The sequence below is a fragment of the Mesorhizobium sp. BR1-1-2 genome (assembly GCF_020165435.1).
Classification (GTDB): Bacteria; Pseudomonadota; Alphaproteobacteria; order Rhizobiales; family Rhizobiaceae; genus Mesorhizobium.
In genome coordinates this window covers 475,933-494,233 of sequence record NZ_JAIUID010000004.1, presented here as the reverse complement: position 1 = coordinate 494,233, position 18,301 = coordinate 475,933, and the positions used below count along the sequence as shown (strand labels likewise).

The following is an 18,301-nucleotide window of genomic DNA, read 5'->3' as shown; positions in this document are numbered from 1 at the left end:
CTGATCAGAATCTTGGCGGACGCCGAAGGTCAAGGGTCATCGGGAAATCTTCCGCAGCTTGTTCCTCGCGCGGCACATAGCTGGATGGCGTATGGCCACGCGGCTCGAAGCGGGCGAGCCGCCGCGCCTCCGCCTCGTTGCCGTTGACGGGGAACGTGTCGTAGCTGCGTCCGCCTGGATGCGCGACATGGTAGACGCAGCCGCCGACCGCCCTGCCCGACCAGCGGTCATAGATATCGAACACCAGCGGCGTGTTGACCGGCAGCGCCGGATGCAGGCCCGAAGCCGGCTGCCAGGCCTTGAAGCGCACACCCGCCACGGCGATCTCCCTGTTGTCGGTCACCTTCATCGGCACCATGCGGCCATTGCAGACGATGGCATGGCGCTCAGGGTTCAGCCCTTCGGTCTTGACTTGCAACCTTTCGACCGAGGAATCGACGAAGCGCACGGTGCCGCCGATGGCCCCCTGCTCGCCCATGACATGCCACGGCTCCAGCGCCTGCCGCAGTTCCAGCTTGACGCCCGCATATCGGACTTCGCCGTAGAAGGGAAAGCGGAACTCGAGCTGGGCGTCGAACCATTCGGGTCGGAACGCGAAGCCGTTGAGCTTGAGGTCGTCGAGCACGTCGATAAAATCGGCCCAGACATGATGCGACAGCATGAAGCGGTCGTGCAGCGAGGTGCCCCAGCGCACGAAGCGGCCGTCGAGCGGGTTCTTCCAGGCGCGCGCAATGATCGCCCTGACCAGCAGTTGCTGCGCCAGGCTCATGCGCGCATTGGGCGGCATCTCGAAGCCGCGGAATTCCACCAGCCCCAGCCGTCCCGTCGGTCCGTCAGGCGAAAACAGCTTGTCGATGCAGATTTCCGAGCGATGTGTATTCCCGGTGACATCGGTCAACAAATTGCGAAACAGCCGGTCGACCAGCCACGGCAAGGGCGCTTCGCCCTTGTCGGGATGTGGCACCTGCGCCATGGCAATTTCGAGCTCGTAGAGCGTATCGTGGCGCGCCTCGTCGAAGCGCGGCGCCTGGCTGGTCGGACCGATGAACAGGCCGGAGAACAGATAGGACAGCGAGGGATGCCGCTGCCATTGCAGCACCAGGCTCTTCAACAGGTCGGGACGGCGCAGGAACGGGCTGTCATTGGGCGTCGCGCCGCCGACCACCACATGGTTGCCGCCGCCGGTGCCGGTGTGGCGGCCGTCGATCATGAATTTATCCGCGCCAAGCCGCGTTTGCCGCGCCTCCTCGTAGATCGCCGTGGTCGTGGCCACGCAATCCTGCCAGTTGGAAGCCGGGTGGATGTTGACCTCTATGACGCCGGGGTCCGGCGCGACGCGGATGACGTTGAGGCGCGGATCGTGCGGCGGGCCGTAGCCCTCGATATGCACTGGCAACCCGATCGCCTTGGCCGCGTTCTCGGCTGCCGCCACCAGCTCAAGATAATCCTCCAGCGCCTCGACCGGCGGCATGAACACGCAAAGCCGTCCGTCGCGCGGCTCGACCGAAAGTGCGGTGCGCACCGCGCCGCCGATCTCGGTGAGCTCCTGCTCGACCCGGTCCTGCTGGGCGGTCGCGGCCGTGAACGAGGCCGCCTGCTGGCGGCGAGCCATTTCATCGGCGCCCTCGCGTTCGGCCGGGGCCGGGCCAGGCAAGATCGCCTCTCGCGCGGGCAACTCACCGCGCGGCTGCGACGGATCGACCGGCACGACATAGGGATACTGCTCCGGCGGCACGTGAGGCAGCGTTCCCAGCGGCAAGCGATAGCCGACCGGTGAATCGCCCGGCACCAGGAACAGCCGCCCGCGCCGTGTCGTCCATTTTTCCGAGCGCCAGCGCTGGCCCGACGCCTGGCTGTTCCAGCGCTGCACCGGCAGCACATAGCCCGACGGCTTGGTCAGCCCGCGTTCGAACACTTTCGCCATGCGGCTGCGTTCTTCGGGATCCTCCAGCTTCGAATTGGTCGGATCGACATTCTCCGGCAGCTTGCCTTCCTTGAGTAGCCATTCGGCCGGATCCTCATAGGCTTCGCTGACCATGGAGCTATCGATGCCGAGCTCGCCGGCGATCGCGGTCAGCAGACCCTGGGCTTGCCTGGGACCGATCTCCGCTTCGCTTTTCTCACGCGCGATCAGCGACGGATCGCTCCACACCGGCTGGCCGTCGGTGCGCCAGTAGAGCGAAAACGTCCAGCGCGGCAGGCTCTCGCCGGGGTACCATTTGCCCTGGCCATAGTGGAGGAAGCCGCCGGGCGCGAAGCGCTCGCGCAATCTCCGGATCAGCGCATCGGCCTTCTCGCGTTTGGTCGGGCCGACGGCGGCGGTGTTCCACTCGGCGGACTCGAAATCGTCGATCGACACGAATGTCGGTTCGCCGCCCATGGTCAGCCGTACGTCGCCGGCATCGAGCGCGGCGTCGACGTTTTTGCCCAGCGCATCGAGCGCTTGCCAGCTTTCATCCGAGAACGGCTTGGTAATGCGCGGATGCTCCGCGATGCGGTCGACCCGCATCTCGAAGCCGAACTCGACATTGGCGAAGCTCGCCATGCCGGAAATGGGCGCCGCGTTGCGGAAATGCGGCGTGGCGGCAAGCGGCACATGGCTCTCGCCGGTGAGCAGGCCCGAAGTCGGGTCGAAACCCACCCAGCCTGCGCCGGGAAGATAGACCTCGCACCACGCATGCAGGTCGGTGAAGTCCACTGATGTACCGGCCGGCCCATCGAGCGCGACGAGGTCGGGCTTAAGCTGGATCAGATAGCCCGAGACGAAGCGTGCGGCGATGCCTAGATGCCTCAGGATCTGCACCAAGAGCCAGCTCGAATCGCGGCATGAGCCCTTGGCCGCTGCCAGCGTTTCCTCCGGCGAGAACACGCCGGTCTCCATGCGCACGATATACGTGATCTCGCGCTGCAGCCGGGCATTGAGGTCGACGAGGAAATTGACCGTGTTTTTCGGGCTGGTATCGATGGTTTTCAGGAACGCCGAGAGCAGCGGGCCCGCCGCTTCCGGTGTGCGATAGATGGCGAGGTCGTCGCGTGTCTCTTCCGGATATTCGAACGGGAAATTTTCCGCCGTCTCCTCGACGAAGAAATCGAACGGATTATAGACCGTCATGTCGGCGACGAGGTCGACCTCGATCTTCAGTTCACTCACCGGCTCGGGAAAGACGAAACGGGCAAGGAAGTTGCCGTAAGGGTCCTGCTGGAGATTGACGAAGTGGTTCGCCGGCTCGACCTTCAACGAATGGCTGAGCACCTTGGTGCGCGAATGCGGCGCCGGCTGCAACCTGATCACCTGCGGACCAAGCACCACCGGCCGGTCGTATTTGTAATGGGTCAGGTGATAGACGGCGGCCAGAGTTGCCATGGAGCCCCGGAGATCGGCGTTTAGCTGGCCGAACCCTGACACATCTGGCCGTCATTCTCCAAGCGGATGTTGCGCTGCACCTAACTTAAACGGCTACCCAACCCTCAGAAAAACGCCTGGATCCCAGTCTGCGCCCGTCCCAGGATTAGGGCGTGCACGTCATGCGTGCCCTCATAGGTGTTGACCGTCTCCAGATTCTGCGCGTGGCGCATCACGTGATAGCCGATCTGGATACCGTTGCCGCCATGCATGTCGCGTGCCTGGCGGGCGATGTCGAGCGCCTTGCCGCAATTGTTACGCTTGACGATCGAGATCATCTCCGGCGCCATCTTGCCATCGTCGAGCAGCCGCCCGACGCGCAACGAGGCCTGCAGCCCGAGTGCGATCTCGGTCTGCATGTCGGCGAGCTTCTTCTGGTAGAGCTGCGTGCCGGCCAGCGGCTTGCCGAACTGCTTGCGGTCGAGGCCATATTGGCGGGCGCGGTGCCAGCAATCTTCGGCCGCGCCCATCGAGCCCCAGGAAATGCCGTAGCGGGCCCGGTTGAGGCAGCCGAACGGCCCCTTCAGTCCCGACACGTTGGGCAGCAGCGCGTCCTCGCCGATTTCGACGTCTTCCATCACCACCTCGCCGGTGATCGACGCCCGCAGCGACAGCTTGCCCGCGATCTTCGGCGCCGACAGCCCCTTCATGCCCTTTTCCAAAACGAAGCCACGAATCTCGTCCTTGCCGCTCTCGTCTTTCAGCTTCGCCCACACGACGAAGACGTCGGCGACGGGCGCATTGGAGATCCACATCTTGGAGCCCGTGAGCTTGTAGCCGTTGGCGGTCTTCTCGGCGCGCGTCTTCATGCCGCCTGGGTCGGAGCCGGCATCCGGCTCGGTCAGGCCGAAACAGCCGATCCACTCGCCGCTGGCGAGCTTGGGCAGGTATTTCCTGCGCTGTTCGTCCGAGCCGTAGGCATGGATCGGATACATGACCAGCGACGACTGCACCGACATCATCGAACGATAGCCGGAATCGACCCGCTCCACTTCGCGGGCGACCAGGCCGTAGGTGACATAGTTGGCGCCGAGGCCGCCGAATTCTTCCGGAATGTTGATGCCGAGCAGGCCGGCCTCGCCCATCTCGCGAAAAATCGCCGTGTCGAAGGTTTCGTTGAGATAGGCCTCTTCGATGCGCGGCGCGAGCTTGTCGGCGGCGAAGGCTGCCGCCCCGTCCCGCACCATGCGCTCGTCTTCCGAAAGCTGGTCCTCGATCAGGAACGGGTCTTCCCAGACGAATGCATTCTTGTCGGCGGCCATGGCTCTCGATCCTCAAAAACGGGTGAAGCCCGGCTTATCGGCTCGCGGCTTGGAAAAATCAAACGAAATTGCTTCACCGATCAATGAGCGTTAGGAATGGATCATGAGTGTCCAACGCCGCCTTTTGCCCAACATCAGCGCGCTTGCCGCCTTCGAGGCGGTGGCCCGGCTTGGCAGTTTCACCGCCGCAGCCCAGGAGCTGGATTTGACCCAAGGCGCCGTCAGTCGGCAGATCAGGCTGCTTGAGGACCAGTTCGGCCGCCGCCTGTTCGAGCGCGACAGCCGCAATGTCCGGTTGTCGGCGGCGGGCGAAACGTACGCCGAAGCGGTGCGTTCGGCGCTTGGCCAATTGCGCGACGCAGCGCTTGGATTGATGAGCAATCGGCATAGCGGCATCCTGAATCTCGCAATCCTGCCGACCTTCGGCACGCGCTGGCTGATGCCGATGATCCCAAATTTCGTCGACAACAATCCCGACATCACCATCAACTTCGTCACCCGCATCGGCCGCTTCGACTTCGCCAGGGAGCGGCTGGACGCGGCTATTCATTATGGCCTGCCGGACTGGCCCGAGGCAGACTCGACGCTGCTGGTGCGCGAGGTGGTGGCCCCGGTGGTGTCGCGCGAATTCCTCGCCGAGCGCGCCATCGCGACGCCCGCCGACATCGGCCGTCTGCCGCTGCTGCACATGGCGACCAGGCCCGGCGCCTGGACCGAATGGTTCGAGCATCAAGGCCTGAGCGCGCCGACCGGCCCGGGCATGCAGTTCGAACAGTTCGGCACCGCCGCCCAGGCCTGCATGGCGGGTCTGGGCGTGGCTCTGCTGCCGCAAGTCCTCATCTCAGGCGAGTTGCAGCGCGGCCAGCTGGTGCCCGCGCCCGGCCAGCCTATGCACAGCAGCAGCGCCTATTATCTAGTCGTCCCGCATGACAAGCGCGGCCATCCGCCGGTCGCAAGTTTTCGAGATTGGCTGATGGGCCAGGTTGAAAAGGACCCGGCTGTTCTGGCGTGGTAGCTACTTCCGCTTAAACGCATCCGCGAGTGCCGCGCCGAACGCGCCTTGCTGCGCCGGCCGCTCGGGCTGGCGCTGCGGCGCTGGCGAGCGTGGCGTCGGCCTGCCGCCGCCATTGTCGCGCGGGCCTCTCGATGCGCCGCCCTCGCCGCCATCCCTGCGCATGGAAAGCGCAATACGCTTGCGCTTGATGTCGACATCGACGACCCGCACCTTGACCACATCGCCGGCCTTGACCACCTCATGCGCGTCCTTGATGAAACGGTCGGCCAGTTGCGAAACGTGCACCAGCCCATCCTGGTGGACGCCGATGTCGACGAAGGCGCCGAAGGCGGCGACATTGGTGACGGTGCCTTCCAGCAGCATGCCGGGTTTCAGATCCCTGATGTCGTCGATGCCATCGGCGAAGGTCGCCGTCTTGAAGCCGGGGCGCGGATCGCGGCCGGGCTTTTCCAGCTCGGCCAGAATGTCGCGCACCGTCGGCAGGCCGAACCGCTCGTCGACGAAAACGCGCGGATCGAGCGCCTTCAGCGCCGCACTGTCGCCCATCAGCGAACGCACGTCGCGCCCGCAGGCGGCGACGATCTTTTTGGCCACGCCATAGGCTTCCGGATGCACCGCCGAGGCGTCGAGCGGCTCGGAGCCGTTCGGGATGCGCAGGAAGCCGGCGCATTGCTCGAACGCACGCGGCCCGAGGCGGGAGACCTTGAGCAAATCCTTGCGGCTGGCGAACGGGCCTGCGGCATCACGATGCGCGACGATGGCGTCTGCGAGCGACGCCCCGAGCCCTGAAACCCGCGCCAGGAGCGGCGCCGAAGCCGTGTTGAGATCGACGCCAACCGCGTTGACGGCGTCCTCGACCACCGCCTCCAGCGAGCGGCCAAGCCGGTACTGGTCGACATCGTGCTGGTACTGGCCGACGCCGATCGATTTCGGTTCGATCTTGACCAGTTCGGCCAGCGGATCCTGCAGGCGGCGCGCGATCGACACGGCACCGCGCAACGACACGTCGAGGCCGGGGAATTCCGCCGCCGCTGTCGCCGAAGCCGAATAGACCGAGGCGCCGGCCTCGCTGACGATCACCTTGAGCGGCTTCGGCCCGCCGTCGGAAGGCATGTCGGACAGCATGTCGGCCACCAGCTTCTCGGTTTCGCGGCTGCCGGTGCCATTGCCGATCGAGATCAGCTCGACCTTGTGCAGGCGAACGAGCTTGGCGAGTTCCGCCTGCGTGCCGCGCACATCGTTCCTGGGCGGGAACGGATAGACCGTTGTCGTCGCCACCAGCTTGCCGGTGCCGTCGACCACCGCGACCTTGACGCCGGTGCGGATGCCGGGGTCGAGCCCCATCGTCGGCCGCGACCCGGCGGGGGCGGCGAGCAGCAGATCCTTCAAATTGCGGGCGAAGACGTGGATCGCCTCTTCCTCGGCCCGTTCGCGCAGGTCGCGCATCAGATCGAGTGTCAGGTGCAGCGACAGCTTTATGCGCCAGGTCCAGCCCGCAACCTCCATCAGCCAGCGGTCGCCCGGCAGGCTGCCGCCGATCGCGTAGGCATTGGCGATCATCCGCTCGACCGGCTTCACCGGCGACGAGTCGTCGGCATCGACCTCGATATCGAGCGACAGCACCTCCTCGTTGCGGCCGCGCAGCATCGCCAGCGCGCGGTGGCTCGGCACGGTGGCCCAGCGCTCGACATGGTCGAAATAGTCGGAGAATTTCGCACCCGCCTCCTGTTTGCCGTCGACCACCCTGGCGCGCATGAAGGCGCGTTCCTTCATGTAGCTTCGCAGCTTGCCGACCAAGTCGGCATTCTCGGCGAACTGTTCCGACAGTATGTCGCGCGCGCCCTCAAGTGCCGCCTTGGCGTCGGCCACGTCCTCGGTCAGATAGGCCAGTGCGAGTTCCGCCGGCACCAGCGAGCGGTCGGCCAGGATGGCTTCCGCCAGCGGTCCCAGCCCACGCTCCCGGGCGATCTCCGCCTTGGTGCGGCGCTTGGGCTTGTAAGGCAGGTAGATGTCTTCGAGTTCGGCCTTGGTGACGGCGGCGGCGAGCTTGGATTCAAGCTCGTCGGTCAGTTTGCCCTGCTCCCGGATCGAGCCAAGGATGGTGTCACGCCGCGCGTCGAGCTCGCGCAGATAGGCAAGGCGCTCCGACAGCAGGCGCAGTTGCGTGTCGTCGAGCCCGCCCGTCACCTCCTTGCGGTAGCGCGCCACGAACGGCACGGTCGCGCCTTCATCGAGCAGCCCGATGGCAGCGGCGGCCTGTTCGGGCCGCGCTGTGATCTCGGTCGCGATAATGGCTGCGATGCGCTTGATGTCGGATGCCATGCCGTTCCTGCTCTTCTCGAAAAGAGCGGCGACCATAGGCGCAGATATCCGGTCCGCCAACCTTCGCGTTTTCACCGGCGACAGAGGTCCACAGGAAAGCGCGCACCGATGCAGCCGCGCTCAGACCATCCGGCTCAGCGCCTCGAAGAACGCGACGATCTCAAGATCGAGCGGATCGTCGACCGGCTTGGGCTGCGACGACATCTTGGCGATCACCACTTCCGTCCGAGGATCGACATAGAGCCACTGGCCATGGATCCCGATGCCGCAATAGGCGCCGTTCTGATGTCCTGTCTGGTACCATTTGTTGCGGTAGCGGCCCTTGGGAAACAGCGGCAGCATGGCGCCGCGCTGCCAGGCTTCAGCACTGCCGCCGGTTACCGTGGTGTCGCGCACCCAGGCCTCGGGCACGATGCGGCGGCCATTCGCAGTGCCTCCTTGCCGCATCATCTCGCCGACGCGCGCCAGATCGCGCGGCGTCACCGAGATGCCGCCGGCGGTGCGCGCCGTGCCCTCCATGTCGACCGCCACCGAAGCTTCGCCGGCAGCACCCAGCGGCAGCCACAGTTTCTCGCGCATCAGGTCGGCGAAGCGCTGGCCGGACGCCCGTTCGAGCAGCAGGCCAAGCAGGTCGGAATTGGGCGACCGGTAGCGGAAGGTCTGGCCGTGCGGCTCGGCGAGGCGTTGCAAGGTCAGGAGGAATTCACGCAGGCTTTCCGTGCCACCGCCGGGGTTCCACAAGGTGGCCCGACGGTAACGAGCAAAGGCGCTTTCGGGATCGAGATAGGCTTCCTCGAAATCGAGGCTGACACTCATATCGAGCACCTGCCGCACGGTAGCCTCGCCATAGGCCGAATCGCCGGCTTCCGGCATGTAGGCGGTCACCGGCGCTTCCGAATCGAACACGCCCTCGCCTTCCAATATGCCGGCGACGATCGCCGTCACCGACTTGCTGATCGAAAAGATGATGTGGCGGGCGCCGAAATCCATATGCGGCGCAAACCAGTCGCCGACGATCCTGCCGCCTTTCATGACGGTCAGCGCGTCCGTGTGCGAGCGGTTGAGAAAAGCGGCGACGGTTTCCGGCGTGCTCGCCAGCGCGACCTTTTCGTCGAGCAATCCGCCGAAATCCTCCGCCGGCGCCTCGTTGACCCGCAGGGCGGCGACGCGCGCGCTAGGCACCAGCTCGCCGACGTTCTGGAACGACCATCGGTTGAACGGGTTCTCGCGCCAGTTGGCGAGCAGCACCTGGTTGCGGCGGAAGCCGTAACGGGTCTCGAACGCGGTCTTGCCGGTCATGGCATTTCCTTCCGGGTCATTCCTTGTGGGGATTCAGCTCAGCGCGGCGGCGATGGCATGTACGGTCTTCAGCGTCGCCATGGAGTAGGCGACATTGCTGAAATCCGGCCAGCTCGAAAGTTTGACCACGACCATCCGAGTACTCCAATCGATGTGGATCATCTGCCCGAACACGCCCCGGCACATCAGCGCGCGCGAATGCGGATTCTCGATCCAGAACTGGTTGCGGTAGCTGCCCTCCGGCAGGCTCGGACTGAAGCCCGGCCCGTGGCTGCCGCTGCGCGTCGCCTCGATCCAGTCGGCCGGTATCACGCCGCCGCCATCGTCGAGGATCAACTGGCCGAAGCGGGCATAATCGCGCAGCGTCGCGTTGAAGCCGCCATCGGCCAGCGCGTAGCCGGCGCTGTCGACGGTGAAGCAGGCGCTTTCATCGGCGCCGAGCTTTTGCCAGAGTTCTTCCGAAACCAACTGCGCCAGCCGCTTGCCGGTGACGCGCTCCATGATGAAGGCCAGCACATCGGTCTCGACCGAGCGGTACTCGAATGCCGCCCCATGTGGCCGGACAATGTCCTTCAAGCCCAGGATCAGCTCGAACATGTGCGCGGGCCAGCGAAAGTCCGGATCGCTGCCTGGCGGCACCGGCTTCCAGCCGGTGGCGACATCGACCTGGCCGATATCGGAATAGCGATCGGTGTACTCTTCGGAAAAACGCACCCCGCTCGTCATGTCGAGCACATGCTGGACGTTGGCGCCGGCCCATCCGGTTGCCTTCAGCTCCGGCAGGTAGTCGGTAACCGGCTTTGCCGGATCGACCAGCCCGCGCCCGGCCAGTATGCCGAACACCGAGCCGGTGACCGACTTGGCCATGGACTGCGACAGATGCAGCGTGCGCTCGTCCATGCCGTTGAAGTAGCGCTCATAGGCGATCTTGCCGTCCTTGAGCACCAGGAAGCCATCCGTATAGGTCTCGTCGAGCAGGCCCGCGAGCGTCGTCTTCCGTCCCGTGCTGTCCTCGACCGGCAGACCGTCGAGATCGACCTCGGCGCGTTCGAGGCGGTGACGATGGCCGCTGCCGCGCCAGACTTCGACGGTCGGCAGAATTCCCCTGATGTGCTGGAAGGCCCAGCGGTTCCAGGGCGGCCTGTCCCAGTCGAGCCTTGGTGGCACCATGGCGGGCGGCGAGCCCTGCATGATCGGCGGCCGCGGATCGCTGTTGCGATAGGAGTCCATGAAAGCCATTCCCGGAAACGGAAAAGACCCGGCGGCATGTGCCGCCGGGTCCGTCATGCAGCGATTACTTCTGCAGTTCGGTCCAGATCTTGGTGTAAAGTTCCTGCGTCTCTGGTGCGCACATCTGCTGCAGTTCGCCAAGCGGCTTGGCGTCGGCCGGAATGACGACTTCCGGCGCGTCCTTCATGTCGGCAGGCATATACTTGTCCGAACCGGCGATGGCATTGGCGTAACGGTGGAAAGCCGAGAGGCCGGCCGCGTTTTCCGGATCCATGATGAAGTTCTGGAACAGCTTGGCATTCTCGACGTTCTTGGCCTCTTTCAGGACGACGACGTTGTCGCTCCACAGGCCAAAGCCTTCCTTCGGATAATTGTAGTGAATGGCCGGGTTGGCGAGGCGCTGGCGCAAAGCCGAGCCGTTCCAATCGCTGGTTGCCTTGAAGTCGCCGGCGCCCATCTTCTCGATGGTGTTGTATTCCATCGCGATCCAGTTCGGCTTGGCCGCCACCAGGAGGTCGCGCACCTTCTTCAGGACCGCCTTGTCGTCGGTGCACTGCTGGCCCCCGACATATTTGATCGCGGCGAACATCACGTCGCCCATCTCCGGAACGACGTTGACCTTGCCCTTCAGCTCATCAGGGGTGTTGAAGATGATGCCCCACGTGTTGGCCGGGCCCTTGTAGGCGTCGGTGTTGACGACGACGCCGATCGTGCCCCAGGCCCACGGAACCGTGTATTTGCGGCCCGGATCGAAGTCTGGATTGGCCCATTCCGGCGCCACGTTCTTGAAATTCTCCATCTTGCCCGGATCGGTTTCCTGGACGAGGCCTTCCTTGATCCAGATCGGTACATAGGTCTGCGAAGGCACGGCAATGTCGAAACCGGTGCCGCCCTGGCGCACCTTGGCGAGCGCGGTGTCGTTGGAATCGTAGTCGGTGATGGTCACCTTGACGTTGTATTTGGCTTCGAACTTCTTGATCACGTCAGGGCTGGTGTAGTTGCCCCAATTGTAGATGTTGAGCACGCCGTCGGCGCGGGCAAGGCCCGTCGAAGCGAGCAACGCCAACCCCATGGCGGACGCTGTTGTCTTCCTGTTCATCGTTTTAGCTCCCATTATCGGTTTCAGTCTCGTTTCCTGCTGACAAAGAAAAACAACGTGACGATCGCGACCGAAAGCAGCAGGAAGGCGGTCGATATCGCGTTGATCTCGGGCGTGATGCCGCGGCGGATCTGGCCGAGCATGTAGGTGGGCAGCGTGTCCTGGCCGCCCGACTTGACGAATTCGGTGATGACGACGTCATCGAGCGAGATGACGAAAGCCAGCATCAGGCCGGCGAGGATGCCGGGCCACAAAAGCGGCAGGGTGATGCGGCGGAAGGTCTTCCACGGCGTCGCATAGAGGTCGGCGGCGGCGCGTTCCAGCGTCAGGTCCATATTCTCCAGCCGCGCCCGGATCGGCAGGTAGGCAAACGGGATGCAGAACGCCGTATGCGCGGCGATCAGGTAGCCAAGGCCGGAATAGCCGGTGAAGATCTTGATGCGCGAGAAGAAGATCAGCAGCGCAACGCCGGTGACGATTTCGGGCACCATCAGCGGCTGGTTGATGGCTGCGTATTTGAATGTCAGCCCGGGATAGGGCGGAGTGCGCGTGGTGGCGAGCGCGGCCATCGTGGCAAAGATGGTGGCAAGGGCCGCCGCTATGGCGGCGATCTGGAAGGAACGCAGCGTCGCATCGATTACCTGCGTGTTCTGCCAGGCCGACTGGAACCATTTGAGCGAAAACCCGCCCCATTCCGAGGTCGAGCTCGCGGCGTTGAAGGCGTAGACGACCAGCACGATGATCGGCAAATAGAGCACGACGAAACAGGTTGCCGCGATCGCGGTGAAGCCAGGCTGGTGCTTGATGGAGAAGTTGCTAGCCATGACGCACCCCCGACTTGCCGGCGTTGCGCACATAGGCCAGCAGCGCCACCATGACGATGATCATCACCGTGATCGACAGCGCCGAGCCAAGCGGCCAGTTGCGGCCCTGTCCGAACTGCAATTCGATCAGGTTGGACAGCATCATGTTCTTGCCGCCGCCAAGCACGCTCGGCGTCACATAGGCGCCAAGGGCCGGAATGAAGACCAGGATGGAACCGGCGATGACCCCGGGTTTGACCAGCGGAAAAATGATCTTGCGCAGCACCTTGAAGCGTGTCGCGTAGAGATCGTAGCCGGCCTCGACCAGCCGGAAATCGAGTTTTTCCATGCTGGCATAGATCGGCAGCACCATCAGCGGCAGGTAGACATAGGCCATGCCGATCAGGATCGCCGTGTCGGTGTAGAGTATCTGGATTGGCGCCGAGATGATGCCGAGCTTCAGAAGGATGGTGTTGACGATGCCTTCGTTGCGGATGATCTGCAGCACCGCGAAGGTACGGATCAGGAGGTTGGTCCAGAACGGAATGGTGATCAGGAACAGCCAGAGATCCCTGGTCTTCTCGCTGCGCGTCGCCATGAAATAGGCGGTCGGGAAGCCGAGCGCCAAAGTCGCCAGCGTCGTCACCACCGCGAGCTTGATCGAGCGCAGGAAGATGGTGACGTGGGCGGCCGCGAGCGACAGCGTGTCGTCGAAAATGTCGCGTTCCATGAACACCGACACCCAGGCTTCCGGCGAAAATTGCCACTTCACGTCGCCATAGGCGCCGGGCGTCAGGAACGAATAGACGAGCACGATCAGCAACGGGCCGGTCGCGGCGAGAAAAATGACCAGCAAGGCCGGCGCTGACAGCAGCCAGCGGTCGCGGACGTCGCGCCGCTCCGCTGCCTTGGCGACTTCTTCGGCGGTGGCCATCAGTCCCTCAGCACTTGCGCGGCGTCGTTGCCGATCAGGATGCCGACCTTGTCTCCGCGCTCGAAACCGCAGCCTGCGCTGCGCGTGTTCTGCTGGCGCACGGTGAAGGCTTCGCCGCTGTCGAGCTGGACATGGATATGCGTGTCGGTGCCGAAATAGACGATGTTGTCGACCGTGCCCGACAGGTCGCCCTTGCTCTTGGTCAGCTTGGCATGCTCCGGCCTCACCACCACGGTGGCATTGTCCTTCGGTTGGAAGCCTTCGGCGACGGTCGCCTCGATGGTCGTGCCGGATTTGAGCGTCGCGCGCGCCTTGCCGTTGCCGGTGCCCGATATGGCCGCGGTGAGAAAGTTGGTCTCGCCGATGAAGTCGGCGACGAAGCGTTCGGCAGGCTTGTCGTAGATATCCCAGGGTGAGCCGACTTGCAGAATCTTGCCCGACGACATCACCGCGATGCGGTCCGACATCGTCAGCGCCTCTTCCTGGTCATGAGTGACGAAGATGAAGGTGATGCCGGTCTCGTGCTGCAGCCGTTTCAACTCGATCTGCATCTCCTTGCGCAGCTTGTAGTCGAGCGCCGAGAGCGGCTCGTCGAGCAGCAGCACCTTCGGTTGCGGCGCGAGCGCCCGGGCCAGCGCCACGCGCTGCTGCTGGCCGCCGGAAATCTGGCCGGTGCGCCGGCCCGCCAGCGCCTCCATCTTGACCAGCTTCAGCATCTCGGCGACGCGCGCCTTGATCTGCGCCTTGGGCTTGCCCAGCATCTCCAGGCCGAAACCGATATTGTCTGCCACCGTCATGTGCGGGAACAGCGCATAGGACTGGAAGACGGTGTTGACCGGCCGCTTGAAGGGCGGCAATGGTGCGATGTCCTGGCCGTAAAGCAGGATTTCGCCGGCGGTTGGGAAGTCGAAGCCGGCGATCAGCCGCAGCAAGGTGGTCTTGCCGCAGCCGGATGGTCCCAGCAGTGTGAAGAATTCGTTCTCGCGGATGGATACCGAGACTGTGTCGAGAGCAGCGACCTGCCCCTCACCCGATCCGAAAATTTTGCTGACGTTTACTACTTCAATCGCATTCCGATCCGGTTTGTCCGGCACGATTACGCCTCACTGTTGACCCCGCTCTTGCTGGCGGAGCTTTTCCCCTGTTGGATGTGACCACACGGCCGGTAGGTTGGCAAGTCCGGCAATGAATCACAGTTCAGTCGGTCATTTCAGTCTGCCATTTCAGCAGGCAAGCCGCATGCCATGTCAGGCTTGGTAGGTGACTTTGCCGCCGCAGATCGTTGTTATCGGGCGCACCTTGTGCAGGTCAGTCGGCGCCGTCTTTTCGATGTCGGCCGACAAAACCACCAGATCGGCCATATAGCCCGGCTTCAGCGTGCCCTTGCGGTGCTCGGCGAATTCGGCATAGGCGCCCTCGACCGTGTAGGCAGCAAGCGATTCACGCAGCGAGAAGCTCTGGTCCGGATCGCTTGATGCCCATGGTTTGCGCATCACTGCCGCCTGGATGCCCAGGATCGGGTCGATCGGCGACACCGGCCAGTCCGACGCGAACACGACATGCGCGCCGGCGCTCCTCAAGGTGCGCCAGGCGTAGCTCAGCGGCCACCGGGCCGGTCCGATGCGCGACACGGTCGGCTCCAGCGGAAAATCCATGGCGCCGGGCGGATGCGGCGGCTGCATGGAGGCGATGACGCCGAGTTCGGCGAAACGCGGCACATCAGATGCGGCGATGACCTCGATATGTTCGACACGATGCCGGCTATCGCGCTTGCCATTGGCCTTTTGCGCCGCCTCGTAGCCGTCGAGCACGGCGCGCACGGCGCCGTCGCCGATCGAATGCACGGCGATCTGCAGTCCACGCCTGTCGATGGCGACGGCGAGATCGATAAATTGTCGAGGGGTGAACAGGGGTTCGCCCACCCAGTCGGGACGATCGGCATAGGGCTCGATCATGACAGCCGTCCAGGAATCGAGCACGCCGTCGTAGAACACCTTGACCATGCCTGACGACAGCCATTCGCTGTTGTAGCGTTCAGCCATCGCGGACGCCTTGTCGAGCATGTCGAGCGTCATGAAATTCTTGTAGTGGAAGGGTATCTGCACACGGCAGGGTAGCCCCTCCTCGGCCTCGATCTCGGCCAGCAGTTCGAGCTGGTAAAGATTGCCGTCCATGTTCTGGATCGAGGTGATGCCGTGGCGCGCGCACCAGGCGAGCCCGCGCCGCATGATGTCGCGGTCGGCGGCGCGTTCTTCCGCTGACGGCATCGGATCTGGCTCGCCGCCTGTCGCCAGCCCGAGCCGCACCCGGCCCTCCCCGGCAAGATCGAGCACCGGGCCGAAAGCCTCGCCCTCGCGCAGTTCCCCATTGGCCAGGCCGTCGTCACCCATGACGATCTCGTTGCCCGGACCAAGCGTGCGCCCACTCAGGATGCCTGCCATGTCCAGCGCCCTGGTGTTGGCCCACATCGTATGGTGATCGGGCGCGGCCATGACGAAGGGCCGGTCCGGCAGGATCGCATCGAGATGATGGCGCGTCACTCGCTCGTCATCGAGCACGGTGTAATCGACGCCCTGTCCCACCAGCATCTTGGCATCGGGGTGCGTCGATGCGTAGTCGCGGATCGCCCTTTGCAGCGCCTCAAAACCGTGGACGCCCGACAATTGGAGATGGGCAAGCTCGGCTGCGCCTGAAAACAGATGCATGTGGGCTTCGATGAAACCCGGGAGCACCGAACCGCCCCTGGCGTCGATAATCCTGGTGGCCGGGCCCTTGAACTCTTCGATAGAGGCACGGCTGCCGAGGGCGACGATGGCGCCGTTCTTGACGGCAACGGCGTCGGTGGACGGATTGTCATCGTCCATGGTCAACACACGACCGTTGATGACGATCAGATCCGCCTTGTGACCCGCACCCGTTACAGACATCGCGACTCCGCGCCTTCGACTGGCTGAGACCGACACCCTGTGCCCACGACCGCCGCTCCGCAGGAGCGGCACTGGGAAAAAATGATGTCGCTGCGCTGTCTTCGAAATTCCCCTTGTTATCCCCAAGGCAGCGTGGATAAAAGAATGCGACTAATCATTCGCGTTTGTCAACATGCGGAATTTGCAATGTATTGTGGACAACCCCGCCCCGATGTTGGGACCGGGCGGGGAACGAGGACGTCAAGCCGTGAAGCGCAGTCTTGATCGCAAAACCAGGATAGCGCTCGAACCGCGCAAGCAGCCGCGGCAGCAACGATCGAGCAAGGTCGTGGACCGGATCCTCGACGCGGCGCTGACCTTGACACGCGAACAAGGAACCAGGACACCGACGACGCTCGCCATAGCGCAGCGTGCGGGCTTGTCTGTCGGTTCGGTCTACCAATACTTCCCCAACAAGGAAGCCATTCTCCTGGACCTCGCCCGGCGCTGGTTGTCATCCTTTCCCGAAGTGATCGCGAGACGCATCAGGGTCGATCCGCCCACCAACCGCGAGGAGTTTCGGCGGGAGGTACGCAAGCTCTTCACGGACACTTCCAGGCTTTATCTCGACAATGCCAGCCTGATGCCTGTGATCGAGGCGATTTCAGGTAACGCCGACCTGAGACCGATCCAGAACGAGTATGACGACCAGATCGTCGCCCTCTACGCGGCATGGCTGCGGCATGTGAACCCGGCTCTCGAAGACAAGGTCGCCAGCCGGCTCGGCCTGCTGATGATGGAGGTCGGGCACGCTTGCCGTCTTGTCGGCCTGAAAAAGGATCGCCGGACATACGACCTTATCGAGGACGATGTCGAAAGCATGTGGCTCGCTCTGGTGACCCCCTATCTCAACCTTGACTGATTTCGCATTCGAGAGGAATTTCATGAAGACTGTCTATTCGCCGCTTCATGCCGGCCATGCCGGCCAGATGGAACTGGTCACATCGGCGATCGTGCCGGGGTTCGAAAAGCCCTCGCGAGCCGAATTCATCAAGGCGCGGGTCGAGAGCGAGAATCTCGGGCCGATCATCGCGCCGGCCGAGCATGATCTTGCCGCCGCCAAGCGCATCCACAGGGCCGACTATGTCGATTTCCTGCCGACGGTCTGGCCGCAATGGATCGCCGAGGGCCACACAGGCACAGCCATGCCCTTCACCTGGCCGACGCGCGGCCTGCGCGGCGACGTGCCGCCCAAGCGCGTCGACGCCCTGCTCGGCTATTATTCCTTCGACGGCGGCGCCACCTTCGTCGAGGGCACATGGGCCGCGATCAAATCGTCCTACGACGTCGCGCTGACGGCAGCCGGCCTGGTCAAGGCCGGCGAAAGGTCGGCCTTCGCGCTCTGCCGTCCGCCGGGCCACCATGCCGGAGCCGGCTTCATGGGCGGCTATTGCTACATCAACAACGCGGCCGTTGCCGCGCAATGGTTCCGCGACCAGGGGGCCAGCCGCATCTCGATCCTCGATGTCGACTATCATCACGGCAACGGCACACAGGAGATCTTCTACGACCGCGCCGACGTGCAGGTCCTCAACCTGCACGGCGACCCGATGGTCGAATATCCGTTCTTCCTCGGCCATGCCGACGAGCGCGGCGCGGGCGCGGGCGAAGGTTTCAACATCAATTACCCGATGCCGTTCGGCACCGGGTGGCACGCGTGGAGCGCCTCGCTGGAAGACGCCTGCGCCAGGCTCGCCGCCTACGCGCCAGACATCGTCATCGTCTCGCTCGGCGTCGACACGTTCGAGAAGGATCCGATCAGCCAGTTCAAGCTGAAGTCGTCGGACTATCCCAAGATCGGCCGCCGCATCGCCAGGCTCGGCCTGCCGACGCTGTTCGTCATGGAAGGCGGCTACGCCGTCGAGGAAATCGGCATCAACGCCGTCGGCGTGCTGACCGGCTTCGAGGACCGGTAGAACAGGCTGCCCGAAGCGCGGCAGCTCTCAGGAAAACCACGAAAAAGGGCGG

13 protein-coding genes are annotated in these 18,301 nt (G+C 64.0%); 3 read left to right on the top strand and 10 right to left on the bottom strand.

Annotated elements, in window-relative coordinates; all coding sequences use genetic code 11:
* Positions 1–4 precede the first annotated feature (4 nt).
* Together LB551_RS12015 and LB551_RS12010 are read right to left on the bottom strand one after the other, a co-directional pair.
* A complete protein-coding gene (locus tag LB551_RS12015; RefSeq protein ID WP_224659267.1) occupies positions 5–3,364 on the bottom strand; it encodes a DUF2126 domain-containing protein in 3,360 nt (1,119 codons plus the stop codon).
* 104 nt (positions 3,365–3,468) lie between these two features.
* Positions 3,469–4,665 carry an acyl-CoA dehydrogenase gene (locus tag LB551_RS12010; protein ID WP_224659266.1) on the bottom strand — a complete coding sequence of 399 codons (1,197 nt, stop codon included), beginning with the start codon at positions 4,663–4,665 and terminating at the stop codon, positions 3,469–3,471.
* A 103-nt stretch (positions 4,666–4,768) separates the two neighbouring features.
* Here LB551_RS12010 and LB551_RS12005 point away from each other — a divergent pair, with 103 nt between their 5' ends.
* Positions 4,769–5,680, top strand: coding sequence for a LysR family transcriptional regulator (locus LB551_RS12005; RefSeq protein ID WP_224659265.1), 912 nt, complete (start codon positions 4,769–4,771; stop codon positions 5,678–5,680).
* Here LB551_RS12005 and LB551_RS12000 read toward each other — a convergent pair whose 3' ends face one another.
* From LB551_RS12000 to LB551_RS11965, 8 genes are all read right to left on the bottom strand, one after another.
* Positions 5,681–8,002 carry a Tex family protein gene (locus LB551_RS12000; RefSeq protein WP_224659360.1) on the bottom strand — a complete coding sequence of 774 codons (2,322 nt, stop codon included), beginning with the start codon at positions 8,000–8,002 and terminating at the stop codon, positions 5,681–5,683.
* 120 nt (positions 8,003–8,122) lie between these two features.
* The gene (locus LB551_RS11995) at positions 8,123–9,301 is read right to left on the bottom strand and encodes a serine hydrolase domain-containing protein (RefSeq protein WP_224659264.1); all 1,179 of its coding nucleotides are present in this window, start codon (positions 9,299–9,301) and stop codon (positions 8,123–8,125) included.
* A gap of 33 nt (positions 9,302–9,334) precedes the next feature.
* Positions 9,335–10,531, bottom strand: coding sequence for a serine hydrolase domain-containing protein (locus LB551_RS11990; protein WP_224659263.1), 1,197 nt, complete (start codon positions 10,529–10,531; stop codon positions 9,335–9,337).
* A 64-nt stretch (positions 10,532–10,595) separates the two neighbouring features.
* Positions 10,596–11,630 (bottom strand): extracellular solute-binding protein, encoded by a 1,035-nt coding sequence (locus LB551_RS11985; RefSeq protein ID WP_224623904.1) that lies wholly within the window; start codon positions 11,628–11,630, stop codon positions 10,596–10,598.
* Positions 11,631–11,653: 23 nt separating this feature from the next.
* The gene (locus tag LB551_RS11980) at positions 11,654–12,454 is read right to left on the bottom strand and encodes an ABC transporter permease (protein WP_140549688.1); all 801 of its coding nucleotides are present in this window, start codon (positions 12,452–12,454) and stop codon (positions 11,654–11,656) included.
* Positions 12,447–13,367: an ABC transporter permease gene (locus LB551_RS11975; protein WP_224623905.1), complete on the bottom strand. Its 921-nt coding sequence runs from the start codon at positions 13,365–13,367 to the stop codon at positions 12,447–12,449. Before LB551_RS11975 ends, LB551_RS11980 begins: the two co-directional genes overlap by 8 nt.
* A complete protein-coding gene (locus LB551_RS11970) occupies positions 13,367–14,461 on the bottom strand; it encodes an ABC transporter ATP-binding protein (protein WP_140549686.1) in 1,095 nt (364 codons plus the stop codon). The genes LB551_RS11975 and LB551_RS11970 overlap by 1 nt, the downstream gene beginning before the upstream one ends.
* Before the next feature lie 153 nt (positions 14,462–14,614).
* On the bottom strand, positions 14,615–16,294 hold the full coding sequence (locus LB551_RS11965; RefSeq protein WP_224659262.1) for an amidohydrolase: 1,680 nt from the start codon (positions 16,292–16,294) through the stop codon (positions 14,615–14,617).
* A gap of 247 nt (positions 16,295–16,541) precedes the next feature.
* Here LB551_RS11965 and LB551_RS11960 point away from each other — a divergent pair, with 247 nt between their 5' ends.
* Together LB551_RS11960 and LB551_RS11955 are read left to right on the top strand one after the other, a co-directional pair.
* The gene (locus tag LB551_RS11960; protein ID WP_140549684.1) at positions 16,542–17,195 is read left to right on the top strand and encodes a TetR/AcrR family transcriptional regulator; all 654 of its coding nucleotides are present in this window, start codon (positions 16,542–16,544) and stop codon (positions 17,193–17,195) included.
* Between the two features lie 22 nt (positions 17,196–17,217).
* On the top strand, positions 17,218–18,249 hold the full coding sequence (locus LB551_RS11955) for a histone deacetylase family protein (RefSeq protein ID WP_224659261.1): 1,032 nt from the start codon (positions 17,218–17,220) through the stop codon (positions 18,247–18,249).
* Positions 18,250–18,301: the final 52 nt, after the last annotated feature.

Coding starts and splice junctions, on each gene's coding strand:
- LB551_RS12015 (WP_224659267.1), bottom strand. CDS start 3,364: ATGGCAACTCTGGCCGCCGTCTATCACCTGACCCATTACAAATACGAC.
- LB551_RS12010 (WP_224659266.1), bottom strand. CDS start 4,665: ATGGCCGCCGACAAGAATGCATTCGTCTGGGAAGACCCGTTCCTGATC.
- LB551_RS12005 (WP_224659265.1), top strand. CDS start 4,769: ATGAGTGTCCAACGCCGCCTTTTGCCCAACATCAGCGCGCTTGCCGCC.
- LB551_RS12000 (WP_224659360.1), bottom strand. CDS start 8,002: ATGGCATCCGACATCAAGCGCATCGCAGCCATTATCGCGACCGAGATC.
- LB551_RS11995 (WP_224659264.1), bottom strand. CDS start 9,301: ATGACCGGCAAGACCGCGTTCGAGACCCGTTACGGCTTCCGCCGCAAC.
- LB551_RS11990 (WP_224659263.1), bottom strand. CDS start 10,531: ATGGACTCCTATCGCAACAGCGATCCGCGGCCGCCGATCATGCAGGGC.
- LB551_RS11985 (WP_224623904.1), bottom strand. CDS start 11,630: ATGAACAGGAAGACAACAGCGTCCGCCATGGGGTTGGCGTTGCTCGCT.
- LB551_RS11980 (WP_140549688.1), bottom strand. CDS start 12,454: ATGGCTAGCAACTTCTCCATCAAGCACCAGCCTGGCTTCACCGCGATC.
- LB551_RS11975 (WP_224623905.1), bottom strand. CDS start 13,367: ATGGCCACCGCCGAAGAAGTCGCCAAGGCAGCGGAGCGGCGCGACGTC.
- LB551_RS11965 (WP_224659262.1), bottom strand. CDS start 16,294: ATGTCTGTAACGGGTGCGGGTCACAAGGCGGATCTGATCGTCATCAAC.
- LB551_RS11955 (WP_224659261.1), top strand. CDS start 17,218: ATGAAGACTGTCTATTCGCCGCTTCATGCCGGCCATGCCGGCCAGATG.